At 45.3% G+C, this 9,389-nt stretch carries 10 protein-coding genes and 1 pseudogene; 5 read left to right on the top strand and 6 right to left on the bottom strand.

Going from position 1 to position 9,389, the window contains the following annotated elements; all coding sequences use genetic code 11:
• Positions 1-50: 50 nt before the first annotated feature.
• The 4 genes and pseudogenes from F752_RS26300 to F752_RS0117890 all read right to left on the bottom strand — a co-directional run.
• Positions 51-239: pseudogene (locus tag F752_RS26300) on the bottom strand (DUF5615 family PIN-like protein); the annotation flags it as partial.
• Positions 240-250: 11 nt separating this feature from the next.
• Positions 251-472: a DUF433 domain-containing protein gene (locus F752_RS0117900; protein WP_017733125.1), complete on the bottom strand. Its 222-nt coding sequence runs from the start codon at positions 470-472 to the stop codon at positions 251-253.
• Between the two features lie 172 nt (positions 473-644).
• Complete coding sequence (locus F752_RS0117895) at positions 645-1,217, bottom strand: DUF7683 domain-containing protein (RefSeq protein WP_017733124.1); 573 nt, start codon at positions 1,215-1,217, stop codon at positions 645-647.
• A 148-nt stretch (positions 1,218-1,365) separates the two neighbouring features.
• Positions 1,366-2,085 (bottom strand): hypothetical protein, encoded by a 720-nt coding sequence (locus F752_RS0117890; RefSeq protein ID WP_017733123.1) that lies wholly within the window; start codon positions 2,083-2,085, stop codon positions 1,366-1,368.
• A gap of 275 nt (positions 2,086-2,360) precedes the next feature.
• Between F752_RS0117890 and F752_RS0117885 the strand changes: the two genes are divergently transcribed.
• The 3 genes from F752_RS0117885 to F752_RS26450 all read left to right on the top strand — a co-directional run bounded on the left by F752_RS0117885 (position 2,361) and on the right by F752_RS26450 (position 4,166).
• The gene (locus F752_RS0117885) at positions 2,361-3,257 is read left to right on the top strand and encodes a toxin-antitoxin system YwqK family antitoxin (RefSeq protein ID WP_236614030.1); all 897 of its coding nucleotides are present in this window, start codon (positions 2,361-2,363) and stop codon (positions 3,255-3,257) included.
• 82 nt (positions 3,258-3,339) lie between these two features.
• A complete protein-coding gene (locus F752_RS0117880) occupies positions 3,340-3,975 on the top strand; it encodes a cyclase family protein (RefSeq protein WP_017733121.1) in 636 nt (211 codons plus the stop codon).
• 23 nt (positions 3,976-3,998) lie between these two features.
• Positions 3,999-4,166, top strand: coding sequence for a hypothetical protein (locus F752_RS26450; protein WP_017733120.1), 168 nt, complete (start codon positions 3,999-4,001; stop codon positions 4,164-4,166).
• A 296-nt stretch (positions 4,167-4,462) separates the two neighbouring features.
• Here F752_RS26450 and lysA read toward each other — a convergent pair whose 3' ends face one another.
• Both lysA and F752_RS0117865 read right to left on the bottom strand, forming a co-directional pair.
• Positions 4,463-5,695: a diaminopimelate decarboxylase gene (gene lysA / locus F752_RS0117870; protein WP_017733119.1), complete on the bottom strand. Its 1,233-nt coding sequence runs from the start codon at positions 5,693-5,695 to the stop codon at positions 4,463-4,465.
• Between the two features lie 111 nt (positions 5,696-5,806).
• Positions 5,807-6,769 (bottom strand): T9SS type A sorting domain-containing protein, encoded by a 963-nt coding sequence (locus F752_RS0117865; RefSeq protein ID WP_160164133.1) that lies wholly within the window; start codon positions 6,767-6,769, stop codon positions 5,807-5,809.
• A 135-nt stretch (positions 6,770-6,904) separates the two neighbouring features.
• On the opposite strand from F752_RS0117865, the gene F752_RS0117860 reads away from it, so the two are divergent.
• Together F752_RS0117860 and F752_RS0117855 are read left to right on the top strand one after the other, a co-directional pair.
• Positions 6,905-8,575 (top strand): sensor histidine kinase, encoded by a 1,671-nt coding sequence (locus F752_RS0117860; protein WP_017733117.1) that lies wholly within the window; start codon positions 6,905-6,907, stop codon positions 8,573-8,575.
• Positions 8,562-9,257 carry a response regulator transcription factor gene (locus F752_RS0117855; RefSeq protein WP_017733116.1) on the top strand — a complete coding sequence of 232 codons (696 nt, stop codon included), beginning with the start codon at positions 8,562-8,564 and terminating at the stop codon, positions 9,255-9,257. Before F752_RS0117860 ends, F752_RS0117855 begins: the two co-directional genes overlap by 14 nt.
• The last annotated feature ends 132 nt before the right edge of the window (positions 9,258-9,389 follow it).

Genomic DNA, 9,389 nt, shown 5'->3' with positions numbered 1-9,389 from the left:
GGCGTTAGGCTTCGCCGTAACACCGAAAAAGCCAGTTGACACAGTTGCGTTTACACTCCCGTACAGTCCAGACTTCTTTTCTCATAAATTCTTTGTGTCACGACAGCGTAACCATTTTTTTTTGCAAACTCGAAAACCGGAATGTCTGAAGCACTTTCTAATCCAAAATGACGCACCTGTTTAGCTTCAGGAAATATATCCTTAAGCTGTTTGACAATTTTTGGGAAGATGTTCTGGTCAAAAAGTAGCTTTAAGAGGCTATCTTAAGTTTATGCTCCTTATCGGCTGCAAATGCAAGACAGGCATTAATCATATCTTCATTCAGTTCGTCAAAATCAGACATAATCTCCTGCTTGGTCATTCCATTTGATAGCCAGTTCAGAACATCATAAACTGTTATCCTTGTCCCTTTTATACAGGGCTTGCCAAATCTCTTGTCGGCCCGAGTTTCTATATATTCTTGATAGTTCATATCCACTATACTTAAATCTGGAAATAAGGTTTCTACCGGTCTGAATGCACCCTAATGTTGCAAAAAAGACAGCAACTGTGGTAAGTGGCCAGATTACTGTCAGCCTACATGAAGAAAGTAAATAACAACTAATTTCGCTGCACCAGTAAACCAGCCGTTCATGTTGTTGTGGTTAGGTTACGTTCTTGTTTTGTCTACAGGCTAAATAGTAGCTGTAACTATCAAAATCAAAACTGATTTCACACAAACCATCGACTAGTTCGTAATTTTCATTATTTATTTCATACATATTGTACATTAACGGGTCTCCTTCAATCGCAGGTGCAAAAGCAGTCTTCATTTGATTTAAATCAAATCTTGCCAAAGTCAGCTCTGCAACCAACTTTTCAGTTTTATTATCAAAAGTCTCCACCAAACGTTCACTCCAACTCCATGTTTCATTGACTTTAAACGCTAATCCTTTCTTCTGAAGCATTTTTAACGTTTCTTTTATCTCTTTATCCGTAAGTCCAACCTTATTCTTGAAATCAACAAACGCGACAATCTCGCTTACTGTGGATACTGGATTAGTCATCAAGGCTCCTAAAACAAAATCTGTGGTAGTAACTAAAGGAAGATTACAATCCTTTTTAATTTTTGATTCGCTTATCCCAAACATCCTGGCCAATTGTCTGTCCGCTAAGCCTGTTGATTGTCTTAATTTGGCAATTTCCTCAATGCTATAGGAATCTAATTGTACTCTCATGCGGATTTAATGCAACGGTTCGCAAACTGGGTGTTGGGCATTTAAATAACACATCGGCTTCCGTTTGCGATTTAGTTAATAAGTGGCTGTGACGCCTGAATTTACAAGTTAATGCCCAATAACCTGTTTGTTGGGTTAGGCAAAGTTTCTATTCTTTATTTTCTCCAATAAGGCCCATTCGATCAAGAAGTAGCTTTCCCAGTGGTGTAATCTTTCTATAAGAAATTTTAGGTTCCCCTGTGTTCTTATCATATTCCGGAAGACCTGTTGATCTATTAAATCTTATACTTCTTTTTATTAGCTCAATCCGTTCTAAGTGTTCTTTGTAACTTTTCTGGATGGCGGATTTATTGTTTGAAGTCTCATCATCGTCAGCAGTAGCGTAAATTGGAGTGAGTACATTTTCATGCTTTTTCATGAATTCCTGATCACCCCCAATGGAAGAATTATAGTAGGATTTAAGCCAAATTATTTCAACATCATTTAACTCTTCCAAAATTTTTAACAGATACTTAGACCCAAGTAACTCAATAGAATCATCTGCTATCCCATTGGAGACGATGGATGCTATATACTTCCTCCTATCATCACTTATAGCTCTCGAAGCCTGAAAAAAACCTTCCTCAATTAAATCAATAAACTCTTCGTTATTTATCAGTTTTGTTATTTTTTCTACAGGAATGCTTGATAATTTTTCATCAAGAACCTTTATGTACTTGGCTAATCTGTCAATCCTTTGATTTGGAATAACAGAGCCTACTATTTCTGAAAGTAATGGCCCAGCAAAAGGAACAATTCCGACTGAAGACTTTGCTAATGAAGCCAACAAGTCTGTCTTATTTGAGCTTAATTCATCGCTATTTAACATGCTGGAGCTGTAAATTTTGCCTAACTATCACAAAACAGCAAGTGCACTTGCTGTTTTACGCCATATGGTAAATAGATAACGTAAAGCAATGCACTGCTCCCCTCGAATATACAAAAATCCCCAATTTATTTTATACAAAATGATTTATCTCAATCAAGCTTTCTAAATCCCTCTATCAACCCATTTCATCCCTAAAACCACCAACTCCTTCCCTTTTCCAATCAATTTTTTCATATTCGTGTAAATTATATGGACTCGCTTTTCGTTAGATGGGTATGAAAAATTTTGAGAAAGGCTTTTTGCTGCTCTTCTTTACCTTTTTTGCAGGTTTACCAGCCTTCGCACAGGTAGATACCAGCGGGGTAGAACCGCAAACGGCTCCGCTGGAAAATGAACAGGATACCTCCCGTACAGCAGAACCGCTGGAGCTGAACGATCCGCTGGAGAAGCCTCTCACCATCGACCTGAGCATGCAGGTAGAGGAAGAAGAGGAGGAGATACCGGAAAAGAAACGTAAAAAGAATGTTTTCTACGATATCAAAACAAAAAAGGCTTATGCCAAAAGCGGCTTTGGCCAGAATGAAAAAATAGAAATTTTCCACATCCTGAAGGAATGGGAACAGCCGGACCCTTATGTGCGTGATATTTACTGGTATGAATACAAAAGCAAGAGCGTAAAGAAGGGGGGAACACCCACACCGGAAGAAGGTATGCTACTTCATGGCCCCTACCGGGTAGAAAAAGACGGGGAGATTATTGTAAAGGGCATCTTCTACAAAGGCACCAAACATGGCCGCTGGACCACTTACCGGAAAATGCAGGATTATATGGCACTCGAAAGTAAGCAGGAATATATCAAAGGCTGGCCTAAAGAATCCGAGATCAGCTATTACGACAGGGAAGCCACTAAAATGAAAGAGGTGATTCCGATTGAGTACGGAAAAAAAGAAGGCAACTACTACCTCTTCTTCCCATCCGGACAGGTAGCAGTACGGGGCGAATACCGCTACGATAAAAAAGTAGGCACCTGGACCGAGTACTACCCGCTCCGTCAGCGACGAAAGAAAGAAATTCAGTATGCCCCCGATCCATGGACTGATAATTTCAGACCGTATATTGCACAGGAATGGAACCAGGAGGGTGAACTCATCTACGAAGGGAAGAAGAAATAAGGGCTGCAGAGCCTTTTCTTCCCCTTCTTCCTAAACAAAATGCCCTGCTTCTCTTTTTTACAGGGTAAACCAACACTTTTTTATGTCCTCCATTATCGATATTACCGCTCCCTTTTCCAACACTACCCCCGTGTGGCCGGGTGTGGAAGGCGTAAAAATCAGTACCGGCTCCAGCATTGCGCTGGGGCATATGGGCAACACCCTTCGCATCGATACTATTAACCATGCCGGCACACACATGGATGCGCCCCGTCATTTCCTCAACGATGGCAAAACCCTCGATGCGCTTCCACTGGAGGTAGTCTGCGGCAGGGCAAAAGTTATTTGGGTGGACAGTCAGTATGAGATTACGATCGAAGACCTGCAAAAAGCCTGCATTGCCGGTGAAGAGCGGGTCCTGATTAAAAGCAGGATGTCAGCCATCGAATGGTGGACCCAGCCTTTTATTGAAGATTTTGTCCACCTCAGCGATGCAGCGGCCGAGTACCTGGTTGAAGTGGGGGTTAAGCTGGTAGGGGTGGATTATGTATCGGTAGCCGGCTATAACAAAAACGAAGTATTTGTACACCAGACCCTGCTCGGGAATGATATCTGGATAATAGAGGGTTTAGTACTGGCCGAAGCTGAGCCGGGATATTATGAACTGTGCTGCCTGCCGCTAAAACTGAAGGAAGGGGACGGTGCGCCCTGCCGTGCCATTCTCAAACCAATTCATTAAATTGCAGCTTTAACTTCTCTCCCATGCGAAACAACAATTTTACTTCCCTCATCATCCTGCTGATTGCCATTTTGCTGTTGGTCCTGAATGAGTATATGCTGAACGAGCAAATCCCTTCCTGGGTCTTTATCCTCCTGCTGGTCATCTGGCTCATTGTCCGCATTCGCACTTACCGGAATATGCGGAAGTAGTCCTGGGACAGGAGATTTGAGACTTGAGATAGGAGGCAGTAGAATCAAGAGCCGGGAAGGAAAAGGCGCTGAACTAAAAAAAGGCGCTTATTGCGACAGGCTTAACAAATAAAGAGCCTGCCATTACGAGCACAGCGCGGCAATTCCTTTAAATCAACAAAAGAGCTTTAAAGGACAGCCCTTTGCCGGCCTTTGAGCACCTGATCGACCGCCTGCTGTGCCTTTTGGTTTTATTTCTCTCTCAATACCAGCAGCCATAAATCCTTCTCCTGTCTCAAATCTCAACCGTCTAAAACTTACAAATCCACCTCTACCTGGTTCCTGAGCAGATCGTCGAGGGTTTCGCGCTTGCGGATAAGCTTGGCTTCGCCATTGATGACTAGCACCTCAGCCGGGCGAAAACGGCTGTTGTAATTGTTGGACATGCTGAAGCCATAGGCACCGGCATTCTTTATAGCCAGTACATCGCCTTCGCGCAGCTCGTTCAGCTTACGGTCTTTGCCCAGGGTGTCGGTTTCGCAGATATAGCCTACAACCGTATATACCCTGCTGGTACCGGAAGGATTGGAGAGGTTAAACATATCGTGATAGGCATCGTACATCATAGGTCGGATCAGGTGGTTCATGCCCGAGTCTACCCCGGCAAAAACAGTCGCCGGCGTGGTTTTAATCACATTGGTGCGCACCAGCAGGTAGCCAGCCTCACTTACCAGAAACTTGCCTGGCTCAAACCAAATTTCCATTTCACGCCCGTATTCCGCATTAAATTTATCGACGGCTTCCTTTAAACGGCTTCCTACCTGCTTCAGGTCAGTGGTGGCATCGTCCTGCCGATAGGCTACTTTAAAGCCGCTGCCAAAATCAAGGAATTCCAGGTCCTTAAAATCCTGGGCTGCATCAAACACAATCTGGGCGCCACGGAGAAATACTTCAGCATCCAGTATATCGGAGCCGGTATGAATGTGCAGGCCTTTTACCTTAATATTATTAGTTTCGACCACCCGCAGCAGGTGGCGCATCTGCAAAACAGAAATACCAAATTTGGAGTCGATATGGCCGGTCGAAATTTTAGTATTACCCCCTGCCATAATATGCGGATTCAGTCGGATGCAGCAGGGGACCGTATCGTGATACTCATGCCCGAACTGCTCCAGTATACTGATATTGTCGATATTGATGGTAACGCCCAGTTCCACGGCCATCTTTATTTCCTCAAAAGAAACACAGTTAGGAGTATACATAATATCCTTAGGCTCAAAACCGGCCTTTACCCCCAGCCAGGCCTCCTGTATTGATACCACATCCAGCCCTACCCCCTGCTTTTTCATCAGCTTCAGGATATTGATATTGGTAAGCGCCTTCGCGGCATATTTAAAGCGAACATTCAGCCCCTCAAATGCTTCCTGCAACTTATTCAGCTGAGTGGTAATTTTATCGGCATCATATAAGTAGAGTGGCGTACCATACTCTTCACAAATATCCAGCACCTTCAGGCCCTGAATGGTATAGGCGTTATCTTTAATTTCCATGTGTCTCCATTAAGAGGGTAAAGATAAGGGATGTTTCACAAAAAAAAGGAAGGTTTTCCCCTTCCTTTTATTACTGATCTTTTTTAAAGTGCCTTCAAATTACATGCCGGCCTATTTAAGCATAATTTTGCGGCTCAGCATTTGGCCATCCTGGATGATGTGAAGGATGTATATCCCGCTTTCCTGCCCCTCCAGTTCAATATTTTCCTCCAGCCTTCCGTTGGCAGGGGAACTGCTTTTTTCTAAAATGGTGCGGCCGGCGGTATCGGTAAGCCTTAGCTGCACCGGGCTGTTTTCAGGAGCCTCAAATTTTACCCTGAGCTGCCCGTCGGACGGGTTAGGGTAAAACTGCAGGTCTTCCAGCCTTAGCTCCTGCTTTTCCACATTCAGCTCTTCTGCTTCTTCCCTGCTCAGGTTTTCAATAACGATATACTGGCGCTCTTCCCTTAACTGGCGTCTTAACTCCTGCATCTGCTGGCGCATCTCTTGCATTTCTGCCCGCATTTCTTTCTGTGCGGTACGCATTTCCTGCAGGCGTCCATGGCGAAGGCTGTCACGCATTATTCTCATTTCAAAGCGTTTATGCATCATCCCTTCCATGAGCGAGTCCAGCTCTCCTCTGTGGTCCTGCATCCTGAAGAAAGCGACCGAGGGCATTTCCCCTAAAGAATCGCTAAAAACAAAATCTACACTATCCATGCGAATAATGTGGGGAGGTAAAGCGGGGTGAGGAGGAATGGCGGGAAAGGGAATGCTATCGGCAAAAAAGTTAGCTCCTGCACCGCTCTGGTATATAAACACATTTCCATTGCCTCCGCCGGAGTGTTGAGAAATCATTACTTTACTGTTGCCTTTGTTGTGTACCTGAATACGCCCGTCTTCGGCCTCCACTTCAATTCCCAGCTCTTTCAGCTCCGGGTCATTCTCCAGGGCCTCTTCGCTATTATAGGTTTTCTCGATAAGCTTTCCATTGTCCTCTATCCGGACTTTAATGGTGGTTTCTTTTTCCTGGGCATTTGCCTGCAACAGGGCAACAGCCATTAAGAGACTGGTGAGTAAAAAAATCTTTTTCATAGCAATAAAATCAGAATGGTGTATGCATACAAACATAAGCGATTAGCGGCCCGTAAGTTGTTAATGACCAGTTAATTAATGTTAAAGAACGTTAAAAGCGAATTATTCGCCTGTTTTCTACGTATTTTTAGGTCCATGAAGCGGCAAAAAATATATATCCTGATTGCACTGATGAGCCTTGCCCTGCTGGGTCTGATAGCCTTTCAGCTTTACTGGATTCGCAATGCCATTCAACTCAGCGAGCAGCAGTTCGAACAGGAAGTGCAGCAGGCCCTGACCGAAGTAGCCCAGCGACTGGAGAAACAGGAGGTTATTTCCTTATCTGTTGGCTCTTCCTACTCGTTTCGCTATAACAATCATGGAAAAGAAGCCACGGCTGCCCGCCGCGATAGAGAAAGAAAGGGAAGCCACCCAAGGGTACAGATATATAGCCGCCAGGGAAACCCTTACCTGGAACTGATGGAAGATAGCTTGGCCCTCCCTCCTCCTCCCATACCAGATACAGTCCCGGGAGAAAACTTTCCGGAAAGGCCGCCCGTACCGCTGGAGGAGTGGATGTCCTCCCGCCTGGAAAGCTTGCAGGACCGGAGACAGCAACTGGAAGAACAGCTCAGGAATATGGAGGAGAAGAAAAGGATTGCCCGCGACATACAGCAGCACCTGAGAGAGAAGCAGCAGTATGCCAACGTGGTAATCTCCCAGTTTTTCCAGGAAAATGAACCAATAGAGGAGCGAATAAACCAGCAGCAACTCGATACCCTGCTCCATAAAACCTTTCAGGAACATGGCGTGGGGGCTGCCTATGAATATGGCGTTATTAATATTCCGCAACGGAAGCTTGTCTACTATTCTGCAGAGGTGCCGCAGGAGTTAGTCGAAAGCCCCTATAAAGCAGCGCTTTTTCCTAATGACTTTTTTGGAAGCCAGAGCATTCTGGCAGTGAGCTTCCCGAATAAAACAGGCTACCTGCTAAAACAGGTAGGTTTTACCCTTGCTTCCTCCGCGTTGCTGATGCTGACGGTAATTGGCTGCTTTGCTTATGCCATCCATACCATTTTCAGGCAAAAGAAACTCAGCGAAATGAAGAACGACTTCATTAATAATATTACGCATGAGTTTAAAACGCCTATCGCTACCGTTAGTATGGCCTGCGAGGCCCTGAGTGATCCGGAGGTAAGCCAGCAGCCAAACATTCTGCAGCGCTACCTGGGTATTATTCGCGAGGAAAATGTACGCCTGGGCCACCAGGTCGAAAAGGTGCTGCAGATTGCCCGCCTTGACCGGCAGAGACTTGAACTTAAACCAGAGGCCCTCAACGTTCACGAGCTAATTGAACGCATGGCCGAAAAGCAGCAGTTACAGCTGGAGAGCCGGCCAACCGGGAATCGTGGAAGAATACACCTTCAGCTGGAGGCAGAAGATCCCATAATAGAGGCCGATGCTATGCACCTGAACAGCATCATCAGCAATTTACTCGACAATGCCATTAAGTATTCCCCGGGAGAGGTAGAGGTAAAAATCAGCACTACCAATATTCGCCATGGAGCCGGGGAGCCTGCTCTGCAGCTTATTGTGGAAGACAAAGGCATTGGCATCAGCAGGGAAAACCTTTCTAAAATATTTGAGAAATTTTACCGGGTGCCTACCGGAAATATTCACAATGTAAAAGGCTTTGGCCTGGGTCTTGCCTATGTTAAATTTAGCGTAGAAGCGCACAACGGCAGCATCAGGGCCGAAAGCAAACCCGGACAAGGCAGCCGTTTTATTGTTCAGCTCCCCAAAACTCAACCAAATGCAAAAAGCTAAACTGCTCGTGGTCGAAGACGACCCAAACCTGGGCCAGATCCTGCAGGAATATCTGGAAGTAAAGGGCTACGAAACCCGCCTGGCCACCGATGGTGAGGAAGGATTGAAGGCTTACCAGCAGGGGCAATATGATCTCTGCCTGCTGGATGTTATGCTTCCGCTGAAAGATGGCTTTACCCTGGCCGAAGAAATCAGGAAGCAGGACAAACAAACCCCTATAATTTTTTTAACGGCCAAATCGCTGAAAGAAGATACCCTGCATGGCCTCCGCCTGGGAGCCGACGATTACATAACCAAGCCTTTTAGTCTTGAGGAGCTTCTTTTACGCATCAATGCCATTCTCAAGCGGGCGCATCCGCAACCCAACAGGCAACCTGCCAATGCTCCCTTACAGGTAGGGAAATTCACTTTCTTACCCCAGCAGCAGGAGCTAAGGCTGGGCGAAAAACAAATCAGCCTTACGGCCAAAGAAGCAGCCCTGCTTAAAATGCTCATTGAGCACGAAGGACGCACCCTCGACCGGAGCACGGCCCTCAAATCTATCTGGCACGACGATAGTTATTTCAATGCCCGGAGCATGGACGTGTATATTACCAAGCTGAGAAAGATTTTAAAGGAAGACCCGGAGCTGCAGATCATGAGCATCAGGGGCGAAGGATTTAAGCTTGTAAAGCTCAGATAAAATTAGTATATTCCGACTCGAAAACAGGGATTTTTTAAAGTTTCAACAAAGACAACTGTTCCGATCGCTCTCCTGCTGTCAAGTAAGTGCCGTATAAGAAGGAAAGCGAAACCTTTTAGTTATTTTCATCGA

This window comes from Nafulsella turpanensis ZLM-10 (assembly GCF_000346615.1).
GTDB lineage: Bacteria > Bacteroidota > Bacteroidia > Cytophagales > Cyclobacteriaceae > Nafulsella > Nafulsella turpanensis.
The sequence above is the reverse complement of the archived record's forward strand: the minus strand, read 5'-3'. Positions and strand labels throughout refer to the sequence as shown.

Bases quoted from the DNA above. Each gene is read 5' to 3' on its own strand.
- F752_RS0117900 (WP_017733125.1), bottom strand. From the start codon at position 472: ATGAACTATCAAGAATATATAGAAACTCGGGCCGACAAGAGATTTGGC.
- F752_RS0117895 (WP_017733124.1), bottom strand. From the start codon at position 1,217: ATGAGAGTACAATTAGATTCCTATAGCATTGAGGAAATTGCCAAATTA.
- F752_RS0117890 (WP_017733123.1), bottom strand. From the start codon at position 2,085: ATGTTAAATAGCGATGAATTAAGCTCAAATAAGACAGACTTGTTGGCT.
- F752_RS0117885 (WP_236614030.1), top strand. From the start codon at position 2,361: ATGAAAAATTTTGAGAAAGGCTTTTTGCTGCTCTTCTTTACCTTTTTT.
- F752_RS0117880 (WP_017733121.1), top strand. From the start codon at position 3,340: ATGTCCTCCATTATCGATATTACCGCTCCCTTTTCCAACACTACCCCC.
- F752_RS26450 (WP_017733120.1), top strand. From the start codon at position 3,999: ATGCGAAACAACAATTTTACTTCCCTCATCATCCTGCTGATTGCCATT.
- lysA (WP_017733119.1), bottom strand. From the start codon at position 5,695: ATGGAAATTAAAGATAACGCCTATACCATTCAGGGCCTGAAGGTGCTG.
- F752_RS0117865 (WP_160164133.1), bottom strand. From the start codon at position 6,769: ATGAAAAAGATTTTTTTACTCACCAGTCTCTTAATGGCTGTTGCCCTG.
- F752_RS0117860 (WP_017733117.1), top strand. From the start codon at position 6,905: ATGAAGCGGCAAAAAATATATATCCTGATTGCACTGATGAGCCTTGCC.
- F752_RS0117855 (WP_017733116.1), top strand. From the start codon at position 8,562: ATGCAAAAAGCTAAACTGCTCGTGGTCGAAGACGACCCAAACCTGGGC.